Here is a 22684-nt window from a genome sequence, read left to right as displayed (position 1 = left end):
TCACTCGCCGCGTGCCAGCACGGCGTCGGCCCGGCCGAGCAGCGCGCCGAAGTCATTGGTACGCAGGAACTCGACCGACGGTGAACCCGGGGGCAGATAGCCGGAGACCAGCTCACGGGTGGCGGTGACAGCGGCCGTGGAGGCGCGCAGCACGGTCTCGGTGATCTTCCGGCTCAGCCCTCCGGCATCCCGGTCCCGGAAGACGGCAGGGCTCACCTCGACGCTGATCAGCTCGCCTCGCGCGCCGACCACAGCGGTCACCTGACCGTCGTCGGAGCGTTCGGTGACCCGCAGCTCGGCCAGTTTGACCTGAAGTTCGTCCAGACCGGACCGCAACCGCTGGTACTGGCCGTACACCTCGTCGAATCGCGCGCGTAGTGCACGGTTCGCATCCCGGTCCGCACTCTCGGCCACCGCCGCACCCCTTCCGTCACCGTGGGTAGGCCCGACCATACCGGGTGCCACGAAATCCGTGGGGTCCGGTAATTTCAAGTGGTGATCGAGCGACAGCAGGCCGAGCAGATCGCCTCGGTATGGGCCCGGCGGGACTCCGACCGCCTCGGTTTTCCCTGCACGCCGGTGGTCGAGGAGTTCGACCTGGGCTACGTGGTGTTGTCCACTGTGTCCGCCGATGCCCGGGCGCTGCCCGGCGACCTGCCGACCACAGTCATCGACAAGGAGACCGGCGAGGTCTCCACCTGGCCGCGGATTCCGGCGCCGGCGGTCGAGGCGTTGTACCGGCAGCAGCGGCCCGATGAACCCCGTGCGCCGCGCGCCGTCGACCCGGCCGCCCAACTGCTGCGCGAGTTGACCCGGCTGCCCACGCCGGGCGCGGCGGCGCACCTCACGCTCGACGGCCGCCGGCACGTCGCGCAGGGTGCCAAAGGAGATGTCGAGGTCCGGCACCATCCGCTGGTGCAGTCCTACCTGGACGACCTGACCCCGGGCCATCTGGTGCGGGGCGGCGAGCGGCACGCCGAGATGATCGTGGTCTCCGACGCGCTGTACGAGCACGACCACCGCCGGACCGCCGAAGGTCTGCCACCACTGACCATCGAGGACGCCCGCGACCTGCTCGGCACCAGCCGGATCGAGAGCTTCCGGGTGCGCGAGCCCGGTGACCCGGCGGGTGGTCCGGCCGACCTCCGCTGCGAGTCGTGCATCAGATTCCTCGTGCACGTCAACGTGCTTCCCTGGCCGGAACTGGCCTACGCCGAGGAATGGCAGTCCGAGCCACAGACACCCCCCGAGCCCGGCCGGTTTCCCACCGAGGTCGCGAACGCGCTGGTGATCGCCGGTTGGCGCCCGCACTTCGGCGACGAGGTCTCCGCCACCACCTCGGTCCGTAAGGTCACCGAGGTCAGCGGCACCAAGCACACCCATGCCCCCTTCCCCGCCGCGCTGGCGACACTCACCGCCTTTCCCGGCCTGGTGACCGCGCGCCAGGGTCCGGGCGAAGCGGTGTGGATCTCGCGCTTCGAGATACGACCGCGAAAGGTGGCGCACAGCGCCGACTCTCTCGCCGACTTCGGCGCGGTCATCGGCGCGCGCCTCTTCCCGCTCGGCAGCGAACGTCAGGAGAGCCTCCTCGCCGTCGACGAGCACGGCCGGATCTTCGCCCTCGACCAGGCCGGCGAGTGGTTCCTCGGCGCCGACATCGACGCCGCCCTCACCACCCTGCTGCTCGGCCGCGCCCCCGCCCGGGTCCGCGACGACGGCACCTGGTGAGGCCGAGCGATCAGAGAGGCACGCCCGTCAGCACCATCACCCGCGGCTCGGTGTAGTCGTCCATGGCGCTGCGCAGCCCTTCCCGCCCGACGCCGGAGCCCTTCATCCCGCCGTACGGCATCTGGTCGGCCCGGTACGACGGCACGTCCCCGACGATCACACCGCCCACTTCGAGCGTGCGGGCGGCGTCGAACGCCACGTCGAGCCGGTGGGTGAAGACGCCGGCCTGCAGGCCGTACGCGGAGTCGTTGACGGCGGCGCACGCGGCCCGGTCGTCCGCGACCGGGGCGACCACGAGCACCGGCCCGAACACCTCCTCGGCGCACACCTTCGCGTCGGCCGGTACGCCGCTGAGCACTGTGGGCGGATAGGTCGCGCCGTCGCGCCGCCCGCCGACCTCGACGACGGCGCCGGCGGTGACCGCCTCGTCCACCCAGGTCTCGACGCGCTGCGCCGCCTCGACCGACACCAGCGGGCCGACGTCGGTCAGCTCGGCGCGCGGGTCGCCGGTACGCAGCGCCTGTACCGCCGCGACGAGCCGGGGCAGGAAGCCGTCGTATAGCCGTTCGTGCACGTAGACGCGCTGCACCGCGATGCAGGACTGCCCGGCCTGGTAGTTGGAGAACGTGGCGATGCGCTGTGCGGCGAACGTCAGGTCGTCGTCCGCCGACCAGTCCGCGCAGATGACCGCCGCGGCGTTGCCACCGAGTTCCAGCGTGACGTGCTTGTCCGGGGCGGCCCGGCGGATGGCCGCGCCGACCGGCCCGGAGCCGGTGAACGACACGACCGGCAGGCGCGGGTCGGCGACCAGTTCGGCGGCGCGCTCGTTCGGTAGCGGCAGCACCGAGAACATGCCCTCGGGCAGGTCCGTCTCGGCCAGGATCTCGCCGAGCAGCAGCGCGGTGAGCGGGGTGGCCGGGGCCGGCTTGACCACGATCGGCGTACCGACGGCGAGCGCCGGGGCGACCTTGTGGGCGACCAGGTTGAGCGGGAAATTGAACGGCGTGATGCCGAGCACCGGCCCGCGCGGCACCCGCCGGACCAGGGCGATCCGGCCGGTGGCGGCCGGGTCGGTGTCGAGCCGTTGCAGGTCGCCGGAGAAGCGCCGGGCCTCCTCGGCGGCCCAGCGGAACGTGGAGACCGCGCGCCCCACCTCGGCCTTCGCCCACTTGACCGGCTTGCCGTTCTCGGCGGTGATCAGCGCGGCGACCTCGTCGGCCCGCCCGGCGAGCCGGCGGGAGACGTGGTCGAGGGCGGCCGCGCGGGCGTGCGCGGGCAGGGCCGCGGCCTCCGCCGCTACCCGGGCGGCCCCCGCGACTGCGGCTTCGACCTGGTCGGCCGTGGCGAGCGTGGTACGCCCCACCGGCTGCCCGTCGTACGGGTGGGTGACTGTCAGCTCGTCCTCGCCGTGGGCGGGGCGACCGGCGACGTAGAAGGCTCTCGGCTCCACGACCGGCAGCCTAGACCACAGGTGCCCACGCGGAAACAGTTGCTCAAACCCTTGTCTGCCTCGGATTTAGTAGCCAAGATGGCAGTCAGATTGCGATAACCTCCGCTGACCCTCTCCCCGGCCACCTTCACGGAGACTTCTGATGAGCGACCAGCAGCAGCTGCGCAACTTCGTCAACGGCGAGTACGTCGACCCGGTGGACGGCGGCTACGCCGACCTGATCGACCCGTGCACCGGCGAGGTCTTCGCCCAGGCCCCGGTCTCCGGCGCGGCGGACGTGGACGCGGCGATGAAGGCCGCCTCCGCCGCGTTCGAGACCTGGCGCGACACCACCCCGGCCGAGCGGCAGCGGGCGCTGCTGAAGTTCGCCGACGCGGTGGAGACGCGGGCCGCCGAGCTGGTCGACGCCGAGGTCCGCAACACCGGCAAGCCCCGGCAGCTCACCACCGAGGAGGAGTTGCCGCCGGCGGTGGACGAGCTGCGCTTCTTCGCCGGCGCCGCGCGCCTGCTGGAGGGCCGCTCGGCCGGTGAGTACATGGCCGGGCACACCTCGTACGTGCGGCGCGAGCCGATCGGCGTCTGCGCCCAGGTGACGCCGTGGAACTACCCGCTGATGATGGCGGTCTGGAAGATCGCCCCGGCCCTCGCCGCCGGGAACGCGGTGGTGCTGAAGCCGTCGGACACCACGCCGGTGTCGACGCTGCTGCTGGCCGAGATCGCCGCCGAGCACCTGCCCCCGGGTGTGTTCAACGTGGTCTGCGGCGACCGCGACACCGGCCGTACGCTGGTCTCCCACCCGACCCCGCAGCTCGTGTCGATCACCGGCTCGACCCGCGCGGGCATGGAGGTCGCCGCCGCGGCGGCGCCGGACCTGAAGCGGACGCACCTGGAGCTGGGCGGCAAGGCCCCGGTGGTGATCTTCGACGACGCCGACGTGGCGGCGGCGGCCGAGGCGATCGCGATGGGCGGCTACTTCAACGCCGGTCAGGACTGCACGGCGGCCACCCGGGTGCTGACCGGGCCGGGCATCCACGAGGACTTCGTGGCCGCGCTGACCGAGCAGGCCCGCAACACCCGTACCGGCGGGCCGGACGACGCCGACGTGCTCTACGGCCCGCTGAACAACGCCAACCAGCTCGCCCGGGTGAGCGGTTTCGTGGACCGCCTGCCGGACCACGCGAACGTCACCACCGGCGGCGCCCGGGTCGGCGAGCGCGGCTTCTTCTACGCCCCGACCGTGGTCTCCGGCGTACGCCAGGCCGACGAGATCATCCAGGACGAGGTGTTCGGGCCGGTCATCACCGTGCAGCGTTTCTCCGACGAGGACGAGGCGGTGCGCTGGGCCAACGGCGTGGACTACGGCCTGTCCGCCTCGGTGTGGACGCGCGACCACGGCCGGGCCATGCGGATGACGCGGCGGCTGGACTTCGGCTGCGTCTGGGTGAACACGCACATCCCGTTCGTCTCGGAGATGCCGCACGGCGGCTTCAAGCACTCCGGCCACGGCAAGGACCTGTCGGTCTACAGCCTGGAGGACTACACCCGGGTCAAGCACGTCATGCACAACATCGAGGGCTGATCGCGATGGCCACCAGCGAGGAGCTGCACAAGCGCCGGGTCGAGGCGGTGGCGCGGGGCGTCGGCAGCACCATTCCCGCGTACGTGGACCGGGCGGGCGGCGGCACGATCACCGACGTGGACGGGCGGGAGTGGATCGACTTCGCCGCCGGCATCGCCGTCACCAACGTGGGCAACTCCGCGCCGCGTGTGGTCGAGGCGGTACGCGCGCAGGTCGAGCGGTTCACCCACACCTGCTTCATGGTCGCGCCGTACGAGTCGTACGTGGCGGTCTGCGAGCAGCTCAACGCGCTGACCCCGGGTGGTTTCGGGAAGCGCTCAGCGTTGTTCAACTCCGGCGCCGAGGCGGTGGAGAACGCGGTGAAGATCGCCCGGCACGCGACCGGGCGGCCGGCGGTGGTGGTGTTCGACCACGCGTACCACGGCCGGACCAACCTGACCATGGCGCTGACCGCGAAGAACATGCCGTACAAGCACCGGTTCGGGCCGTTCGCCGGTGAGGTCTACCGGGTCCCGATGTCGTACCCGCTGCGCGACGGCGGGCTGGACGGCGCCACCGCGGCGGCCCGCTCGATCGAGATGATCGAGAAGCAGGTGGGCGCGGAGAACGTTGCGGCGCTGCTGATCGAGCCGATCCAGGGCGAGGGCGGTTTCGTCGTACCCGCTGAGGGTTTCCTGCCGGCGCTGCGCGAGTGGGCGACGGCGGCCGGGGTGGTGTTCGTCGCCGACGAGATCCAGACCGGTTTCTGCCGCACCGGCGACTGGTTCGCCTGCGAGCACGAGGGCGTCGAGCCGGACCTGATCACGCTGGCCAAGGGCATCGCGGGCGGGCTGCCGCTGGCGGCGGTGACCGGCCGGGCGGAGCTGATGGACGCGGTGCACGTCGGCGGTCTGGGCGGCACGTACGGCGGCAACCCGATCGCCTGCGCCGCCGCGCTCGCGTCGATCGAGACGATGCGGGAGCTGGACCTGGCCGCCGCCGCGCGCCGGATCGGCGCGGTGATGGGTGAGCGGCTGCGCGCGATCGCCGCCGGTGACCCGCGCGTGGCCGAGGTACGCGGCCGGGGCGCGATGCTCGCCGTGGAGATCGTCGTACCGGGCACGTCGACCCCCGACCCGGCCGCCACGGCGGCGATCTCGGCGGCCTGCCACGCGGCCGGGCTGCTCACGCTGACCTGCGGCACCTACGGCAACGTGCTGCGGTTCCTGCCGCCGCTGGTCATCTCCGACGACGAGCTGGGCCGAGGGCTGGACATCCTGGCGGCCGCCTTCGGCTGACCCCGGACGTGGAACACCATGGGCCGATCATCCCCAGGACCGGCCCATGGTGTCCCACCCCGGAATTCAGCGAATCAGCTCGACGGTGTTGCGCCGGACCAGGTTCTTGCCCGGTTCCCGGATGGCGTCCATGGCGGCGGTGTTGAGCAGCACGCAACTACCGGACGGCCCGGTGACAGTCACGGTCACCGCCTTGTTGTTGTCCAGGTTCGTCACCCGAAGCCGGGTGCCGAGCGGAAACTGGCCGCTGGTGGCGGCCGGCGCCCCACCTTCGGCGAAGAACGTGAGCGCGCCGGAGCAGACGCTGCCGCCGATCGGCTGCGCGGCGCCGGGCCGGGTCTCGCCCGGCTGCGCGCCCGGGGCCGGAGCGGCGCCGCCGTCGAGGCGTTCCACCACGTTGCGGCGGATGACGTTCTTGCCCGGCTCGCGTACCAGGTCCATGGCGGCGGCGTTGAGCAGCACGCAGCTACCGGACGGCCCGGTGACCGTCACCGTGGCCACCTTGCGGTTGTCGAGGTTCGTCACCCGCAGGCGTGTGCCCACCGGGAACCTGTCGCTCGTCGCGGCCGGCGGGCCGCTCTCGGCCGAGAAGGTCACCGACCCGGCGCAGGCCGACCGCCCGACCGGCGCGGTGTCCGCGAATCCCAGTCCGGTTCCCACCGAGACCGCCACCGTGGCGGTCACCGCCACGATTGCCGCCATCGCGTGCTTACGCTGCACCCTCACGTTCTCTCCCGTCGTCGCTGTCGTTCCCCGCGTGGTACGGACGGGAGGGCCGGAACGTTCACCTGAACCGACGGGCTACAACGGACCGTAACGGGTGTGCGGCGCACCGGTCATCAGCGCCCAGTACCTGTCGCCGTAGGACCAGTGCCACCACTCCGTCGGGTAGTTCACCATCCCCGCGCCGCTCAACGCCGCCACCAGCACGTTCCGGTTGCGCCACGCGCTCACCGGGATGTGCCGGGCGGCGGTGAAGCAGGCGTCGGCGCTCTCCTCCGGGGTGGCGTCGAGCACCGTGCCCATGTCCAACTCCACCCCGTCGGCGTCACACAACGTGAGGTCGACTGCTCCGCCGGTGCTGTGCGGGGCCACCTCGACCGGCGACACGAACTTGGTGGTCTCCCGGTGCAGCCGGTCCGCCGGCCAGTCCGGGTGCCGCCGCCGCAGCTCGTCCCGGTAGCCGGTGAAGATGTCGAGCTGCGCCCGGTACGGCCGGTAGCCCTCGACCACGAGCAGGCGCAGCCCGGCCGGCAGCGCGCGCTGCGCGGCCAGCAGGCGGTCCGCGACACCGCGCCGCACCCGCGCGTACGCCCCGGCGGGGTCGGCGGCCCGCGCGTCCACCCGCAGCCCGGGCACCTCGCGCAGGTCAACCAGGGGTTCGCCGTCGTCCCGGCTGGACACGGCGGCGACGCGGGGGTCGGAGAGGAGGATCACGGCGTACCCCCGGGGTGCGCGGTGGACGGCCGGGCCGCGTGCCGGGTGAAGGCGAGCGCGACCAGCCGGTCCACCACCTCGGGGTACGCGACGCCGGACTCGGCCCACACCTTCGGGTACATCGAGTGCGCGGTGAAGCCGGGCAGCGTATTCAGCTCGTTGACGTAAAGGTCGCCGGTGGTCTCGTCGTAGAGGAAGTCGACCCGGGCCAGGCCCCAGCCGCCGATCGCGGTGAACGCCCGTACCGACAGCTCGCGGATCCGCTCGGTGACCTCGTCCGGCAGCGGGGCCGGGACGATCATCGGGTCGGCGTCGCCGAAGTACTTCTGCCGGTAGTCGAACCAGCCGCCCGCGACCCGGACCTCGCCGACCGCCGACGCCTCAGGCTGCCAGCCGCCGAGCACGCCGCACTCCAGTTCCCGGCCGGTCACGCCCTGCTCGACCAGCACCACGTGGTCGTGCCGGAACGCCTCCTCCACGGCCGCGACCAGGTCGTCGCCGCCTGCGACCCGGGAAATGCCGATCGAGGAGCCCATCCGGGCCGGCTTGACGAACAGCGGCCCGCGCAGCCCGACCACCAGCTTCTCCGGGTCCGCCGCGGCCCGCCAGGTCGGCTCGTCGAACCAGACGTACGGCGTCGTCGGCACGCCCTCGGCGCGCAGCGCCCGCTTCATCGCCACCTTGTCCATGCCGACGGCGGAGGCGAGGATGCCGCACCCGACGTACGGCACGCCGAGTGATTCCAGCAGCCCCTGCACCACGCCGTCCTCGCCGTACGGGCCGTGCAGCACCGGGAACACCACGTCCAGTTCGGCGTGCACGGTGGCCGGGGAGTCGGCGGCGGTGACCGCCACAGTCCCGGCGGCTGCCCCGCGCCGCAGCTCCACCGCCGGGCCGGTGACCGGCAGCCGGTCGTCGATCGCCCGTCCGGCCGCCACCATGCCGAGGTGCTGTGCGAGCACCGGCTCGGGCAGCAGCCGGAGCCCGCCGGTACGGGTGAGGCCGAGCGCCACCACCCGGTGCCCCTGCCCGGCCAGGGCGCGGGCCACGCCCAGCGCCGAGGCGCAGGAGACCTCGTGTTCCGCCGACGGGCCTCCGAACAGGACACCGATCCGCACTGTCGCTCTCATGCCGCCACTCCTGCCGTCATCCGGTCGCCCGCCAGCCGGGCCACCAGGTCCGCTTCCACGTTTCCGCCGGTCAGCACCACGCCGACCGTCCGCCGCGTCCCGGCGCCCGAGCTGCCGGGACCGCTCACCTCGTCCAGCCGCAGCGCGCCGGCCAGCGCGGCCGCGCCGGACGGCTCGACCAGCACCTTCAGGTCCAGCAGGAGCAGCCGGAACGCCTCGACGATCGCGTCGTCGTCGACCCGGACCACGCCCCGCACACCGGTGCGGGCCACCGCGAACGGCAGGTCGCCGACGCACCCGGGGCGCAGCCCGTCGGCGAGGCTCGGCGCCGGGGCGACGGGTGTGGGCCGTCCGGCGGCCAGGCTGCGGGCCAGCGAGTCGCACCCGACCGGCTCCACGCCGTACACCTGGATCGGCGTTCCGGCCACGGCCAGGCAGGCCCCGGCGATGCCGCCGCCCCCGCCCACCGGCACCACCAGCGCATCCAGCGGTGTGCCGCGCCGCGCCGCCTCCTCGATCAGCTCCAGGCTCGCGCTGCCCTGCCCGGCCACCACGTCCGGGTGGTCGTACGCGTCGACCAGCGGGTGGCCCTCCACCTCGGCGATCCGCCGGGCAACGGCGAGGCGCTCCTCGACCGTGGTGCCGGCCCGGACCACCCGGGCCCCGGCGGCCCGCGCCCGGTCCACCTTGACCGGCGCGGCGTCCACCGGCAGCACGACGGTCGCGGCCAGCCCGTGCCGGCGCGCGGCCAGCGCCACCGCGACGGCGTGGTTGCCGGTGCTCTGCGCGACCACGCCGGTGTGCCCGGCGGCGGCGAGCCGGCCCACCGCCAGCATCGCGCCGCGCATCTTGTACGAGCCCCCGTCCTGGAGGTTCTCCGCCTTGAGCAGGATCCGGGTGCCGGCCAGGCGGTCGATCACCGGGCTGTGCAGCACCGGGGTACGCACCACCCGGCCGGACAGCGCGCGGGCGGCCTCCTCGACGTGTGTGCGGTCCGGCAGCGCCGGCCCGTCGATTCGGGGCATGGTCTCTCCTTCGGGATTCGAGTGGACGCGGCGGCGCGGCAGGTCGAACAGCCAGTGCGCGCCGAGCGCGGTGAGGCCGCGGTGCGCGGCGAGGCTGAGCGCCAGCACGAGCGCGGTGAGCAGGACCGGGTAGACGGTCACCAGCAGCGCCCGGGCGGGTCCGCCCAGACCGGCCACCGGCGCGGCGAGGAGCCGGTCGAGCAGCGCCAGCACCGGCATGTGGATCACGTAGACACCAAGCGTGCGGCGGCCCAGCCGGGCCAGCGCCGGACCGGCCAGGCGGTGCCGGGCCAGCCGGGCGGCGGCGGTCAGCCCGAACGCCACAGCGAGCACGGAGACGAGCAGGTACGCGCCGGGCCAGCTCTGCGCGCCGGCCAGGCCCATGGCGGCCAGCCCGATCGCGTACGCCGCGCCGGTGCCGGCGAGCCGCCGGGTGCTCGCGCCGTCCGCCCACCGCGTGAGGTACGGCTTCAGGCGCACCCCGGCCAGGAAGAACACCAGGTTCTGGTAGACCTGCCCCCGGTTGCCGGGGCTGTCCAGCAGCCCGGTGGCCGCCACGGCGGACAGCGCGCCCGCGGCGGTCAGCAGCACCGCCGGGTGGACCCGGCGCAGCGCCTTGGCGAGCACGAAGTAGAGCGCCAGCGCGTACAGGTACCACAGGTTCGAGGGCGTCACGGTGAGCTGGGCCAGCAGCTCACCCGGGTCGGTGGCCCGGTCGGTCGGGAAGCCGGGCGCCAGCGCCAGCAGCGCGGTGTGGATCAGCAGCCAGATCGCGTACAGGTAGAGGTTCCGCGTAATCCGGGGCCGTCCGGACACCCGCCACGGGCGGGCCACCGCGTTCGCCGCGAAGATGCCGGAGATCGCGAAGAACAACGGCATCCGCAGCGGCAGCAACTGCTCGCCGAGCAGCCCCCACGCGCCCGGCACCGGCAGGCCGGCCCGCCAGTCGATGCGCAGGTAGTCCTTGACGACGACGTGCCACAGCACCACGAGCACGATGCAGGCGCCCTTCGCCACGTCGGCCCAGGCCACCCGGTCACCGGGTGGTGCGCTCCCCTCGGTACGCGTCGGCACTGCGGTCTCCTCTCCGGCCCTCTCCGGGGCAGGCGGCGGTGCCGCCGGTCCGGTCCTCGGGCAGGTGTCATCGCGGGATGCCGCGACGGCGGCTCCCGGAGTCGTATGTGGGGTGGTCAGCCCACGTGGGGCAGGTGGACGTCGACCCGCAGGCCGCCGTCGTCACCTGGGCGGGCAGCGATGATGCCGCCGTGCGCCTGGGTGATGGAGCGGGCGATGGCCAGGCCGAGCCCGGCGCCGCCGCCCTGGTTGGTCCGGTCCCGGGCGAGGCGCCGGAACGGTTCGAACAGCCCGTCGACCGCTTCGGCGGGCACGGCCTGCCCGCTGTTGGTGACGGTCAGCGCGGGGTCGCCGCCGACGGTGACGACGAGCCGGCCGCCCGGGCGGTTGTACTTGATGCCGTTCTCCACCAGGTTGGTGACCAGGCGTTCCAGCAACACCCGTTCGCCGGTCACGATCCGGGGCGACAGCCGGGTCTCGACCGTCACGCCGGCCTCGGCGGCCCGATCGGCGTACGCGACCAGCACGCCGCTGACGATCTGTTCGAGGCGTTGCGGGGTGGATGACCGCAGGCCCTGGTCGCTCTCGCTGAGCGCCAGCAGCCCTTCGATGAGCCGCTCGTTGCGTTCGTTCGTGGCGAGCAGTTGCGCGGTCAGCAGCTCCAGTTGCTCGCCGGTGAGCGACTGCGCCATGCCGACCTCGATCAGCGTGCGTTGCACCGCGAGCGGCGTACGCAGTTCGTGGGAGGCGTTCGCGGCGAACCGCCGCTGCCCCTCGTACCCGGCGGTGACCCGGTCCAGCATCGCGTCGATCGCGCGGGCGAGCCCGGCCAGCTCGTCCCGGCCGCGATGCCGGATGCGGTAACCGAGGTTCTGCGGGCCCAGGTTCGCCATCGGGGCGGCCAGGTCGCGCACCGGACGCAGGCACCAGCGGGCCGCTCCCCACACCGCGAATCCGGCGGCCACCAGCACCAGCAGTTGGACCAGCAGCGGCAACAGCGGGACGAACGGGCGGCCCGGTTCGCACACCGCGCCGATGGTGGCCAGGCCGCAGAACCACTGGGCCTGCCCCCACACCAGTTCGAGCAGCGACTTGACCATGTTGGGCACGAAGAACCCGGCGAGCAGGGCGAGCAGCCCGACCAGCAGGATGCGGCGACGGGGGCTCATTCCGGCTCGCCGATCCGGTAGCCGGCCTTCGGCACGGTGTGGACGACCGACGGCTGGCCGAGCTTCTTGCGCAGGGTCATCACCGTCACCCGGACCGCGTTGGTGAACGGGTCGGCGAACTCGTCCCACGCCTGTTCCAGCAGCTCCTCGGCGCTGACCACCCGGCCGCCGGCCCGCATCAGCACGTGCAGGACGGCGAACTCCTTCGGGCTCAGCCCGAGCGGGCGGCCGTCCCGGGTAGCGGTGTGCCGGGCCACGTCGAGTACCACGCCGTGCCGTTCCAGCACCGGCGGCAGCGCCGGCGTGGACCGGCGGCCCAGCGCCTGGACCCGCGCCACCAGCTCGGCGAACGCGAACGGCTTGGTCAGGTAGTCGTCGGCGCCCAGCCCGAGGCCGGCGACCCGGTCCCGGATGCCGGCGGATGCGGTCAGCAGCAGCACCCGGGTGCCGGCGTCGGACCCGGCCAGGCTCCGGCACACCTCGTCGCCGGTGGCGCCGGGCATGTCCCGGTCCAGCACCGCCACGTCGTACCGGTTGACCCCGATCCGTTCCAGCGCGCCGTCGCCGTCGTAGCAGACGTCGACAGCCATGGAGAACCGTCGCAGCCCCTCGGCGACCGTGTCCGCCAAGAGCCGCTCGTCGTCCGCCACCAGCACCCGCACCTTGCGCTCCCCGTGTCTTCCCTCGTCGTCCGGCACACCTTCGCAGGCCGGAGTTAAGGGTTCTGTAAGCGTCCGCAGCAGCCATCCTCCACGCGGGCAACGCTGCGACAACCGGCGTACGGCCGTCTGGGCCGTTCGTCCGGTCCGCGGGCGGCGCGAGCACCGCTGAAGTGACCCGGATCACGCATTGGCGCTCGGGCGTGAGGTGGGTCACGATGGGTGGAAGGAGGCGCTGGTGGCTGACCCGTGGCTCGCCCTGGAGTTCGGCGCGGATCCGGCGGAGCGGATCGCGCAGGTCGGTGCCGCCCACGAGGCGTTCCTCACCGCCGGCACCACATCCGGCCGGGTCCGGGAGGTGGTGGCCCGTTCCTGGGAGCGGTCCGCGCTGCTCGACCCGGAGGCCACCGCGCCGGTCGACCTCACCGACGACGCGCTGGAGACGTACCGCGCCGCGCACCCGCTCGCCCGGGTGATGCCGCTCTTCCGCGACCTGCTCGGCGGCATCGCGCAGGACGGCGCGCACCTGATGGCGGTCTGCGACGCCGCCGGGCGGCTGCTCTGGGTGGAGGGCCACCCCGGGGTGCTGCGGCACGCCGAGCGGATGAACTTCGTACCGGGCGCACGCTGGGACGAGGCGCACGCCGGCACGAACGCGCCCGGCACCGCCCTCGCCGTCGACCACGGCGTGCAGATCTTCGCCACCGAGCACTTCGTGCGGCCGGTGCAGCGCTGGACCTGCGCCGCCGCGCCGATCCACGACCCGGTCAGCGGCGCGCTGCTCGGCGCCGTCGACATCACCGGCGGGGACCACCTGGCCAACCCGCAGAGCCTGGCTCTGGTCCGGGCCACCGCCCGGGCCGCCGAGGCGTTCCTGGCCGGCGTCGCGCCCGCCGCGCCGGACGTCGCGTACGTGTCGGCGCTCGGCCGCGACGAGGCGGAGCTGCGCGTCGGCGGCCGGCGCATCCGGCTCGGTCGCCGGCACAGCGAGCTGCTGGTGCTGCTCGTCGACCATCCCGAGGGGCGCACCGGGGAACAGCTCGGCCTCGACCTCTACGGCGACGACAGGCGGCACCCGGTCACGCTGCGCGCCGAGCTGTCCCGGCTGCGCCGCGTGCTCGGCGAGGAGCTGCTCGACTCCCGCCCGTACCGGCTGCGCCCGACCGTGCGCGCCGACTTCCGTACCGTCACCGAACTGCTGGAACGTGGCGATCCGGCGGCGGCGCTGCGCGCGTACCGTGGGCCCCTGCTGCCCCTGTCGGACGCACCGGGAGTCGCGCGACTGCGCCGCCTGGTCGACGGCCAGTTGCGCGCCGCCGTGCTGGCCGGCGGCGACCCGGGGCTGCTCGCGGCCTGGACCGCGACGGCGGCCGGCGCCGACGACCTGGCCGCCTGGCAGGCCCTGGCGCGGGCGCTGCCGCCGGGCGTGCCCCGCCGGCCGCTCGCGCTCGCGCGGGCCCGCCAGCTCGCCGAGGAGTACGCGCTGCCGCGCGCAACGTTCCTGCAACGTCCTGGAAACTAGCCTGCCCGCCATCCACCCCAGACGGACGGCGGAGGTACCCATGACGCGCTACGACGCCCCCACCCACTGGCAGTCCCGCTACGACCACTACATCGGCGGCGAGTACGTGAAGCCGCACGGTGGCAAGTACTTCGAGAACCCGACCCCGGTGACCGGGCAGACCTTCTGCGAGGTGGCCCGGGGCACCGCCGAGGACGTGGAGAAGGCGCTGGACGCGGCACACGGCGCGGCCGACGCGTGGGGCCGCACGTCGGTCGCCGAACGCTCGCTGATCCTCAACCGGATCGCCGACCGCATGCAGGACAACCTGGAGTCCCTGGCGATCGCCGAGACGTGGGAGAACGGCAAGCCGGTACGCGAGACGCTCGCCGCCGACATCCCGCTCGCGATCGACCACTTCCGCTATTTCGCCGGGGCGATCCGGGCGCAGGAGGGCTCGCTCGGCGAACTCGACGACGACACCGTCGCCTACCACTTCCACGAGCCGCTCGGCGTGGTCGGGCAGATCATCCCGTGGAACTTCCCGATCCTCATGGCGGTGTGGAAGCTCGCCCCGGCGCTGGCCGCCGGCAACGCGGTGGTGCTCAAGCCGGCCGAGCAGACGCCCGCCTCGATCCACTACCTGCTCTCGCTGATCGGCGACCTGCTGCCGCCGGGCGTGATCAACGTGGTGAACGGCTTCGGCGTCGAGGCGGGCAAGCCGCTGGCGTCCTCGCCGCGGGTGGCGAAGGTGGCGTTCACCGGCGAGACCACCACCGGGCGGCTGATCATGCAGTACGCCAGCGAGAACATCAAGCCGGTCACGCTGGAACTCGGTGGCAAGAGCCCGAACATCTTCTTCGACGACGTCAGCGCCGCCTCCGACGACTTCCTGGACAAGGCTCTCGAAGGCTTCACCATGTTCGCCCTCAACCAGGGCGAGGTGTGCACCTGCCCGTCCCGGGCGCTCATCCAGCAGGGCCACTACTCCGACTTCCTCGCCGCCGCCGTCGAGCGGACGAAGGCGGTCAAGCAGGGGCACCCGCTGGACACCGACACGATGGTCGGCGCGCAGGCCTCCAACGACCAGTTGGAGAAGATCCTGTCCTACCTGGACATCGGGCGGCAGGAGGGCGCTCGCGTCCTGGCCGGCGGCGAGCGGGCCGACCTCGGCGGCGAGCTGTCCGGCGGCTACTACGTCCAGCCGACGATCTTCGAGGGCGACAACTCGATGCGGATCTTCCAGGAGGAGATCTTCGGCCCGGTGGTGTCGGTGACCTCCTTCGCCGACCTGGACGACGCCGTGAAGATCGCCAACGACACGCTGTACGGGCTCGGCGCGGGCGTGTGGACCCGGGACCTCAACACCGCGTACCGGGCCGGGCGCGCCATCCAGGCCGGCCGGGTCTGGACGAACTGCTACCACGCCTACCCGGCGCACGCGGCGTTCGGCGGCTACAAGCAGTCCGGCATCGGCCGGGAGAACCACAAGATGATGCTGGAGCACTACCAGCAGACCAAGAACCTCCTGGTCAGCTACTCGCCGAAGAAGCTCGGCTTCTTCTGATGGGCGACACCGTGACAGTGACCCCCGCGGCGGCCGACCTGATCCGGTCGCTGCGGGGGCAGCACGGCCCGCTGATGTTCCACCAGTCCGGCGGCTGCTGCGACGGCAGCGCCCCGATGTGCTACCCGGCCGGAGAGTTCCGCACCGGCGGCTCGGACGTGCTGCTCGCCTCGCTGACTGTCGACGGCGTGCCCGAGCCGGTGGAGTTCTGGATGTCGAAGGCCCAGTGGGAGCTGTGGAAGCACACCCGGCTCACCGTCGACGTGGTGCCCGGCCGGGGCAGCGGCTTCTCCCTGGAGGCACCGGAGGGCGTCCGGTTCCTCATCCGGTCCCACCTGAACCGCTGATCTGTCCGAGATCTTGCAGCTCGCGGGCATCGCGGCGGTGGGATGCTGACGCCGTCCACTTCGGAGTCGCATCCCACCGCCCGACAGGAGACCGCCCATGCACCCGGTCCGACAGCCAGTGCTCGCCGCCGGCCTCACCGCCTTGGCCACCGCCGCCACGCTCGGGCTCTCACCCGGCGCCGCCGTCGCCGCCCCCGCGGCCTCCCCCAGCATCTCCGTCAACTGGTTCGGCGCCGCCGACGTACGGGCGCACACCGCCACCGTCGGCGGCCGGTTCGACTGCGGCGACGAGCGCGGCCTCGCGTACATCGAGGTGCACCTCGACCAGCGGCGCGGCTCGGTCACCGGCTTCGGGTTCGGCGTGATCGGCGCGTGCACCGACGAGCGCACCGCCGGCACCTGGACCGCGACCATCCCCGCCGACCAGGGCAGGTTCCGCCCCGGCCCGGCCACCACGATCGCCCGCCTGGTGATCGAGCCCAACTCGATCACCGAAACCACCGAGCCCGTACGCCTGCGCCCCCGCTGCGCCCGCCCCTGACCGTCTCGGCGGCCTCCGGTCAGGCGATCTGCCGGAGGTCGTCGCCGTAGTCGAAGATGATCCGCAGCCGGGCTCCGAGGGCATTGGCGTACCGGCTCAGCGTTGCCACCTCGTTGACGTCGAGGTCGCCGTTCTCGATCTGGCTCACCCGGCCGGGCGTGACCCCCATGATCTCGGCGACCTGCCGCTGGGTCAGGCCCAGCCGCTTGCGCTCCTCGGCCAGGTGGAACGCGCTCACCCAGGCGTCGGTCCGGGCGCGCTCCGCCTCGTAGGCCTCGTCGTCGCCGCCGAGTTCGGCGCGGACCTCGTCCCAGTGATAGAACTCCGTCACGACTCCCCCCTTCGCTCGCGCTCGCTGTCGAGCCAAGCCTTGTAGGCAACCTCCGCCGCCGGGATGTGCTGCCGGTACCAGCGACTCCAGTCGCCCGCCTTGTTGCCGGCGACCAGCAGGACCGCCTGCGACCACGGATCGAAGACGAACAGCACCCGGATAGCCATGTCCCGACCGGAGCGGGGCCGCAACTCCTTGAGATTACGGAGACTGCTTCCGCGCAGCGTGTCCACGAGCGGGCGGCCCAGCCCCGGCCCGACCTCGGCCAGCTTGTCCACCGCCACCCGGACGCTCTCGTACGACGCCGGGTCGTGGTCCCGCAGGTCGCGCAGCCAGTGCCGGACCTCTCCGGTGACCCGGACCGACCAGCGCTTCCCGTCCGCACCCATGCCCTGACTATAGCCCGGGCTAAACATCCCGGCCTACCAGTCAGCGGTCATCCAGGAGCGGCTGGGTGGGGTTCCACGGGGTTCCGGTTTCGGCGTCTCGGCGGCGGCGGGCTATCGCTGAGAGCGCCTCCAGCACCACCCGGTTGCCCAGGTACGCGGTGATGTCGGCGTGGTCGTACGGCGGGGCGACCTCGACCACGTCCAACCCGACCACCGGCAGCTCGTAACAGACCCGGCGGACCGCGTCGAGCAGCTGCCGGGAGGTGAACCCGCCCGGCTCGGGCGTGCCGGTGCCGGGGGCCATGCCGGGGTCGACCACGTCCACGTCGACGGAGAGGAACACGCCCTCGCACTCGTCGGTCGCGATCCCGAACGCCTCGGTCAGGCAGGTGTCCAGGCCGCGCGCCACGATCTCGGTCATCTCGTACGAGCGCATCCGCTGCTCGGCCATCCACGCCAGCGTGTCCGGGCCGGGCCAGTAGCCGCGCAGCCCGATCTGGAGGAAGCGGTCGCCGCGTACCGCACCGGACTCGATGAGCCGGCGCATCGGCTGGCCGTGACCGTGCAGCGAGCCGAACTCGACGTCCCCGGTGTCGGCGTGCGCGTCGAAGTGCACCAGCGACACCCGGCCGAGGCCGTGGTGCCGGGCCACGCCTGTGGCGTCGGGCAGCGCGATGGAGTGGTCGCCGCCGAGGACCACCGGGATCGCCCCGGCGGCGGCGACCGCGTGCACGGCGGTCTCCAGCGCGGCGAGCGAACGCTCGATGTCGCCGCTGAACATCTCCACGTCGCCGGCGTCGTAGACGCACAGGTCCTTCAGCCCGTCCACGCGCAGCGCCAGCGACGGGCGGGAGCCGTCGTGCGGCAGGTAGCAGGCCTGCCGGATGGCGGACGGCCCGAACCGGGTGCCCGGCCGGTGCGAGGTGCCGCCGTCGAACGGCGCCCCGATGATCACCACGTCCGCGTCGGCGTACGTGACCGGCTCCTCGACCGTGCACGGCGGCACGCCGAGGAACGTGATGTCGGGGCCGTACATCGGGCCGTACCGGGTCATCGTTCCTCCATCCCCCACGGCGAACCGTAGCCGGTGAGCAGGTCCAGGAAGGGGGTCGGCGGGAACGCCTCGGGACCGAGCACGCCCGTGCCGGACCAGGCGCCGGTGGCGAGCAGCTCCAGCGCGACGACCGGGTTGACGGCGGTCTGCCAGACCACCGCCTGGTGGCCGTACTCGGCCATCGACCACTCGTTGTCGACCACGTGGTACAGGTAGACCCGGCGCGGCCGCCCGTCCGGGCCGGTGCCGGTGACGTACGTGCCGGCGCAGGTCTTGCCGCTCATCCGGTCGCCGAGCGTGGCCGGGTCGGGCAGCGCGGCGGCCACCAGGTCGCGCGGCGACACGTCGACGCCGCGTACGCGCACCGGCTCGGTCGAGTCGAGCCCGAGCTTGTGCAGCGTGCGCAGCACCTCGATGAACTCGGCGCCGAGGCCGTACTTGAAGGTGACCCGCTTCGCCTGGACCCAGCGCGGGATGAGCAGCACCTCCTCGTGCTCGACGTTGACGCACTCGACCGGGCCGATCCGGCCGGGAAGTCGAAGACCTCCGGCTCGCTGAACGGTTCGGTGGTGAACCAGCCGCGCCCGGCCTCCCAGATCACCGGCGGGTTGAGGCACTCCTCGATGGTGGTCCAGATGGAGAACGACGGCGCGAAGTCGTAGCCGGCGACTGTCAGGTTCGCGCCGTCGCGTACCCCGATCTCGTCGATCTCGGCGAAGAGTTCGTCGGCGGCGTAGCGGGCGAAGACGTCGGACAGGCCCGGTTCGACGCCGATGCCGCAGAGCGCGAGCCGCCCCGCGGCGGCCCATTGCTCCGCGACGGCGAACTGCTCGTCGCCGAGCTTGACCCCGGTCTGGGCGTAGGGACGCTCGGGGTGCGGCCGGGACAGCGACATCGCCATGTCCAGGTAGTCGGCCCCGGCGGCGAACGCGCCGTCGAAGATCGGCATGACGAAACGCGGGTCGACCGCGTTCAGGACGTGCGTGATCCGGTGTTCCCGGCACAGCGCGGCCACCGCGTCGGCGGAGGAAGCGTCCACAGTGGCGGCGACGAACCGGTCGCCGTGCCCGGCGACGGCCCGCGCCGCCCGCGCCGGGTCGTGGTCGGCGACCACCATGAGCTCGAAGAAGGTACGGCGGGCGGCGATGGATACGGCTGCGGAGCCGACGCCACCGGCGCCGACGAGGAGGATACGCATCAGGAGTCGAACCCCAGTCCAAGACGGTCGAGAGTACGGAGCCAGAGGTTGCGCCGTCCGTCGCGCGCGTCGGCGCGGGCGAGCGACCAGCGGGTGAGGTTGATGCCCACGGACCGGACCGGTTCCGGCGGGAACGGCAGCGGCTTGCGGCGCACCAGGTCGAGCCGGGTCAGCGGGGTGTCGGTGCCGGAGAGCAGGTCGAGCGTCACGCGGGCGCCGAATCGCGTCGCGCCCACGCCGAGCCCGGTGAACCCGGCCGCGTACGCCAGGCGTCCGGAGTACGCGGTGCCGAAGAACGCGCAGAACCGGGTGCAGGTGTCGATCACGCCACCCCAGCGGTGACTGAAGCGCACATCGGCGAGCTGCGGGAACGTCGTGAAGAAGTGCGAGGCGAGCGTAGTGAAGGTGGCCTCGCGCTGCTCCAGCGCGGGCGCCACCCGGTTGCCGTAGTGGTAGATCGCGTCGTAGCCGCCGAACAGGATCCGGTTGTCGGCGGTGAGCCGGTAGTAGTGGAACTGGTTGCCGGTGTCGGCGAGCCCCTGCCGGTGCCGCCAGCCGATCGCGTCGCGCTGCGCGGCGGTCAGCGGCTCGGTCATCAGCGCGTAGTCGTAGACCGGCACGATCCAGGAACGCAGCCGGCGCAGCAGCGGCGGGAACGCGTTCGTGGCGAGCACGACCTGCCGCGCCCGTACCGCGCCGGGCGCCGCGTCCGCGCCGCCCGCCGTGCTGGCGAGCAGCGCCGCGCCGTCGCCGGCCAGGCCGGTGACGCGGGTGTGCTCGTGCACGCGTACGCCCAGGTCGAGTGCGGCCCGGCGCAGTCCCCAGGCGAGCTTCGCCGGGTCGAGCAGCGCCACCCGGTCGCGGTCCCACATCCCGCCCAGGTACGTCGGCGACGCCACCTCGGCGCGTACCTCGTCGCGGTCGAGCAGCCGCACGTCGTGGCCGTACCGGCGGGCCAGGTCGGCGTCCGCGGCGAGCCCGTCGAGCTGGTACGGCTCGACCGCCACCGCCAGCTCACCGGTGCGTTCGAAGTCGCAGTCGATGTCGTACTTCGCCACCGTGGCGGCGATGGCGTCCAGGTTCTCCCGGCCCAGCCGTTCCAGCTCGCCGATCTCGCCGGGGAACCGCTCGACGCCGTTGGCGAGCCCGTGGGTCAGCGAGGCGGCGCAGAACCCGCCGTTGCGCCCGGACGCCGCCCAGCCGCACGTGCCCGCGTCGACCAGCAGCACGTCCCGGTCCGGGTCGGCCTCCTTTGCGAGCAGCGCGGTCCACAGTCCGGCGTACCCGCCGCCGATCACGAGCAGGTCGGCGGTGTGCGAGCCGGACAGCGGCGGCAGCGGGTCGGGCCGCTCCGGGCGGTCCAGCCAGTACGGCACGGGCGCGGCGTCGGCCAGCGCCCGGCCGGTATGCGGGAGTGTCATGGCTTGCCCGCCGGTGTGGCGACCACCGCGAGGGCGGCCCGTCGCGCCCGCCGCCCGCGCAGCGAGGTGGCCCCGACCAGCAGCAACGCGATCACGAACATGGCCGTGCCGATCACGTTCACCTGCGGCGGGATGCCCCGCTGGGAGGCGCCCCAGACGTACATGGGGAACGTGACTGTGGTGCCGGCGTTGAAGTTCGTGATGATGAAGTCGTCGAAGCTGAGCGAGAAGGCCAGCAGCGCGGCGGCCACGATGCCCGGCAGCACCAGCGGCAGCGTGATCCGGCGGAACGTCTGCCACTCGCTGGCGTACAGGTCCATCGCGGCCTCCTCCAGCCGCCGGTCCATGCCGGAGAGCCGGGCCTTCACGGTGACCACGACGAACGACACGCAGAACATGACGTGCGCGATGACGATGGTCCAGAAGCCCTGCGGCACCCCGGCGGCGACGAAGAGGGCGAGCAGCGAGGTGCCCATCACGAGTTCCGGGGTGGCCATCGGCAGGAAGATCAGCCCGTTGAGCCCGGACCGGCCGCGGAAGCTGTGCCGGACCAGCGCGAACGCCATCAGCGTGCCGAGGAGCGTGGAGACGACTGTGGCGATGAGCCCGATCTGCATGCTGCGCACCACTGCGTCGCACATGTCCGAGGTGGCGCAGGGCTGCTTCCAGTTGTCGAGCGTGAACTCGTTGAAGTCGTAGGAGAGCCGGCTGGAGGGCCGGTTGAAGGACAGACCGGCGACCACCATGATCGGCAGCGTCAGGTAGCCGAGGACGAGCAGGGCCACGCCCATCACCCACCGGTCGGCGAGCCAGCGCTTCAGTCTGCTCACAGGACCTCCTCCGTTCCCGCGCGGCGCAGGTAGACGAAGACGATCGCCAGGATCGCGGCCATCAGCAGGAACGACAGCGCCGCGCCCTGCGGATAGTCCAGCCGGACCAGGAACGCCGAGTCGATGACGTTGCCGATCATGTACTCGTTCGGCGTACCGAGCAGCTCGGCGTTGATGTAGTCACCGGTGGCCGGGATGAAGAACAGCAGCGTGCCGGCGATCAGGCCGGGCATCGACAGCGGCAGCGTGACCTTGGCGAACGCGCGCAGCGGGCTCGCGTACAGGTCGCTCGCCGCCTCCAGCAGCCGGGGATCGAGCCGCTCCAGGCTCGCGTACAGCGGCAGCACCAGGAACGGCAGGAAGTTGTACGTCAGGCCGAGCACCACGGCGATCGGCGTGGCCAGCAGCCGGCCGTCCGGTCCGAGCAGGTGCACGTCGCGCAGCAGCCCGACCAGCGCGCCGTTGTCCGACAGGATGGTCTTCCAGGCCAGCGTGCGCACCAGGAAGCTGGTGAACATCGGCGCGACCACGGCCACCAGCAGCAGGTTCTTCCACCGGCCGGCCTTCTGCGCGATCGCATACGCCAGCGGGTAGCCCATCAGCAGCGCGAGCACCAGCGCGATCGCCGAGTAGAGGAACGACCGGAAGAACTGCGGCCAGTACGCCTGGAGCGCGTCCGGGTAGTTGCCGAACGCCCAGGTCATCGCGTAACCGGTGGAGAGCGAGCCGGCCGGGTCGTAGAGGCTGGCCGAGGCGAGCTGCACCAGCGGCAGCGCGAAGAAGACGAGCAGCCAGACCGCGCCGGGCAGCAGCAACAGGTACGGCAGGAGCCGGCTGCGCCCGCGCCGCACCGGCGGCGGCGCCGGTTTCCCGGCGGAGGTCGGTACGTGGGCCAGCGCGCTCATGCCGCCACTCCGCTTCGCTCCGTGCCGCCATGAGACACCTTCGCGCTGAGCCAGCCGATTCGCTCGCTGCGC

The 22684-nt window shown here is 72.8% G+C and carries 21 protein-coding genes and 1 pseudogene; 7 read left to right on the top strand and 15 right to left on the bottom strand.

Going from position 1 to position 22684, the window contains the following annotated elements; all coding sequences use genetic code 11:
• Complete coding sequence (locus J3R08_RS04625) at nucleotides 1–414, bottom strand: YbaB/EbfC family nucleoid-associated protein (RefSeq protein WP_043326418.1); 414 nt, start codon at nucleotides 412–414, stop codon at nucleotides 1–3.
• A 78-nt stretch (nucleotides 415–492) separates the two neighbouring features.
• On the opposite strand from J3R08_RS04625, the gene J3R08_RS04620 reads away from it, so the two are divergent.
• On the top strand, nucleotides 493–1728 hold the full coding sequence (locus J3R08_RS04620) for an SUKH-3 domain-containing protein (RefSeq protein WP_209960117.1): 1236 nt from the start codon (nucleotides 493–495) through the stop codon (nucleotides 1726–1728).
• A 10-nt stretch (nucleotides 1729–1738) separates the two neighbouring features.
• Here J3R08_RS04620 and J3R08_RS04615 read toward each other — a convergent pair whose 3' ends face one another.
• The gene (locus J3R08_RS04615) at nucleotides 1739–3178 is read right to left on the bottom strand and encodes an aldehyde dehydrogenase family protein (RefSeq protein ID WP_209960114.1); all 1440 of its coding nucleotides are present in this window, start codon (nucleotides 3176–3178) and stop codon (nucleotides 1739–1741) included.
• A 142-nt stretch (nucleotides 3179–3320) separates the two neighbouring features.
• Here J3R08_RS04615 and J3R08_RS04610 point away from each other — a divergent pair, with 142 nt between their 5' ends.
• Together J3R08_RS04610 and gabT are read left to right on the top strand one after the other, a co-directional pair.
• The gene (locus J3R08_RS04610; RefSeq protein ID WP_209960113.1) at nucleotides 3321–4757 is read left to right on the top strand and encodes a gamma-aminobutyraldehyde dehydrogenase; all 1437 of its coding nucleotides are present in this window, start codon (nucleotides 3321–3323) and stop codon (nucleotides 4755–4757) included.
• Between the two features lie 5 nt (nucleotides 4758–4762).
• Complete coding sequence (gene gabT / locus J3R08_RS04605; protein ID WP_064447722.1) at nucleotides 4763–6034, top strand: 4-aminobutyrate--2-oxoglutarate transaminase; 1272 nt, start codon at nucleotides 4763–4765, stop codon at nucleotides 6032–6034.
• 66 nt (nucleotides 6035–6100) lie between these two features.
• Here the strand turns inward: gabT and J3R08_RS04600 are convergent, their stop codons facing one another.
• The 6 genes from J3R08_RS04600 to J3R08_RS04575 all read right to left on the bottom strand — a co-directional run bounded on the left by J3R08_RS04600 (nucleotide 6101) and on the right by J3R08_RS04575 (nucleotide 12531).
• A complete protein-coding gene (locus tag J3R08_RS04600) occupies nucleotides 6101–6760 on the bottom strand; it encodes a hypothetical protein (protein ID WP_064447721.1) in 660 nt (219 codons plus the stop codon).
• Nucleotides 6761–6835: 75 nt separating this feature from the next.
• The gene (locus J3R08_RS04595) at nucleotides 6836–7471 is read right to left on the bottom strand and encodes a M15 family metallopeptidase (RefSeq protein ID WP_209960111.1); all 636 of its coding nucleotides are present in this window, start codon (nucleotides 7469–7471) and stop codon (nucleotides 6836–6838) included.
• Nucleotides 7468–8601 carry a D-alanine--D-alanine ligase family protein gene (locus J3R08_RS04590; RefSeq protein ID WP_209960109.1) on the bottom strand — a complete coding sequence of 378 codons (1134 nt, stop codon included), beginning with the start codon at nucleotides 8599–8601 and terminating at the stop codon, nucleotides 7468–7470. Before J3R08_RS04590 ends, J3R08_RS04595 begins: the two co-directional genes overlap by 4 nt.
• Nucleotides 8598–10700 carry a pyridoxal-phosphate dependent enzyme gene (locus J3R08_RS04585; RefSeq protein ID WP_209960106.1) on the bottom strand — a complete coding sequence of 701 codons (2103 nt, stop codon included), beginning with the start codon at nucleotides 10698–10700 and terminating at the stop codon, nucleotides 8598–8600. Before J3R08_RS04585 ends, J3R08_RS04590 begins: the two co-directional genes overlap by 4 nt.
• A 116-nt stretch (nucleotides 10701–10816) precedes the next feature.
• Nucleotides 10817–11869 carry a HAMP domain-containing sensor histidine kinase gene (locus J3R08_RS04580; RefSeq protein ID WP_209960104.1) on the bottom strand — a complete coding sequence of 351 codons (1053 nt, stop codon included), beginning with the start codon at nucleotides 11867–11869 and terminating at the stop codon, nucleotides 10817–10819.
• Nucleotides 11866–12531: a response regulator transcription factor gene (locus J3R08_RS04575; RefSeq protein WP_209960102.1), complete on the bottom strand. Its 666-nt coding sequence runs from the start codon at nucleotides 12529–12531 to the stop codon at nucleotides 11866–11868. Before J3R08_RS04575 ends, J3R08_RS04580 begins: the two co-directional genes overlap by 4 nt.
• A 235-nt stretch (nucleotides 12532–12766) precedes the next feature.
• Here J3R08_RS04575 and J3R08_RS04570 point away from each other — a divergent pair, with 235 nt between their 5' ends.
• From J3R08_RS04570 to J3R08_RS04555, 4 genes are all read left to right on the top strand, one after another.
• Nucleotides 12767–14050: a transcriptional regulator gene (locus J3R08_RS04570; RefSeq protein WP_209960100.1), complete on the top strand. Its 1284-nt coding sequence runs from the start codon at nucleotides 12767–12769 to the stop codon at nucleotides 14048–14050.
• 40 nt (nucleotides 14051–14090) lie between these two features.
• On the top strand, nucleotides 14091–15596 hold the full coding sequence (gene adh / locus J3R08_RS04565; RefSeq protein ID WP_043326441.1) for an aldehyde dehydrogenase: 1506 nt from the start codon (nucleotides 14091–14093) through the stop codon (nucleotides 15594–15596).
• Nucleotides 15596–15943, top strand: coding sequence for a DUF779 domain-containing protein (locus J3R08_RS04560; RefSeq protein WP_043326443.1), 348 nt, complete (start codon nucleotides 15596–15598; stop codon nucleotides 15941–15943). The genes adh and J3R08_RS04560 overlap by 1 nt, the downstream gene beginning before the upstream one ends.
• Nucleotides 15944–16040: 97 nt before the next feature.
• Complete coding sequence (locus tag J3R08_RS04555; protein ID WP_209960099.1) at nucleotides 16041–16484, top strand: hypothetical protein; 444 nt, start codon at nucleotides 16041–16043, stop codon at nucleotides 16482–16484.
• A gap of 19 nt (nucleotides 16485–16503) precedes the next feature.
• On the opposite strand, the gene J3R08_RS04550 is transcribed toward J3R08_RS04555, so the two are convergent.
• The 7 genes and pseudogenes from J3R08_RS04550 to J3R08_RS04520 form a co-directional block, all read right to left on the bottom strand.
• Entirely contained in the window at nucleotides 16504–16815 is a 312-nt protein-coding gene (locus tag J3R08_RS04550) for a helix-turn-helix domain-containing protein (RefSeq protein WP_013284175.1), read from the bottom strand.
• Nucleotides 16812–17204: a type II toxin-antitoxin system RelE/ParE family toxin gene (locus J3R08_RS04545; RefSeq protein ID WP_209960096.1), complete on the bottom strand. Its 393-nt coding sequence runs from the start codon at nucleotides 17202–17204 to the stop codon at nucleotides 16812–16814. Before J3R08_RS04545 ends, J3R08_RS04550 begins: the two co-directional genes overlap by 4 nt.
• A gap of 40 nt (nucleotides 17205–17244) precedes the next feature.
• Entirely contained in the window at nucleotides 17245–18258 is a 1014-nt protein-coding gene (gene speB, locus J3R08_RS04540; RefSeq protein ID WP_064447714.1) for an agmatinase, read from the bottom strand.
• A pseudogene (locus J3R08_RS04535) lies at nucleotides 18255–19456 on the bottom strand (saccharopine dehydrogenase C-terminal domain-containing protein). The gene speB and the pseudogene J3R08_RS04535 overlap by 4 nt, the downstream one beginning before the upstream one ends.
• Nucleotides 19456–20877: an FAD-binding oxidoreductase gene (locus tag J3R08_RS04530; protein WP_209960094.1), complete on the bottom strand. Its 1422-nt coding sequence runs from the start codon at nucleotides 20875–20877 to the stop codon at nucleotides 19456–19458. The pseudogene J3R08_RS04535 and the gene J3R08_RS04530 overlap by 1 nt, the downstream one beginning before the upstream one ends.
• Nucleotides 20874–21707 carry an ABC transporter permease gene (locus J3R08_RS04525; protein ID WP_083296919.1) on the bottom strand — a complete coding sequence of 278 codons (834 nt, stop codon included), beginning with the start codon at nucleotides 21705–21707 and terminating at the stop codon, nucleotides 20874–20876. Before J3R08_RS04525 ends, J3R08_RS04530 begins: the two co-directional genes overlap by 4 nt.
• A complete protein-coding gene (locus J3R08_RS04520) occupies nucleotides 21704–22612 on the bottom strand; it encodes an ABC transporter permease (RefSeq protein WP_209960092.1) in 909 nt (302 codons plus the stop codon). The genes J3R08_RS04525 and J3R08_RS04520 overlap by 4 nt, the downstream gene beginning before the upstream one ends.
• Nucleotides 22613–22684: the final 72 nt, after the last annotated feature.

This window comes from Micromonospora sp. HB375 (assembly GCF_017872985.1).
GTDB classification, from domain to species: domain Bacteria; phylum Actinomycetota; class Actinomycetes; order Mycobacteriales; family Micromonosporaceae; genus Micromonospora; species Micromonospora chalcea.
This window is presented reverse-complemented; position numbering and strand designations above follow the sequence as displayed.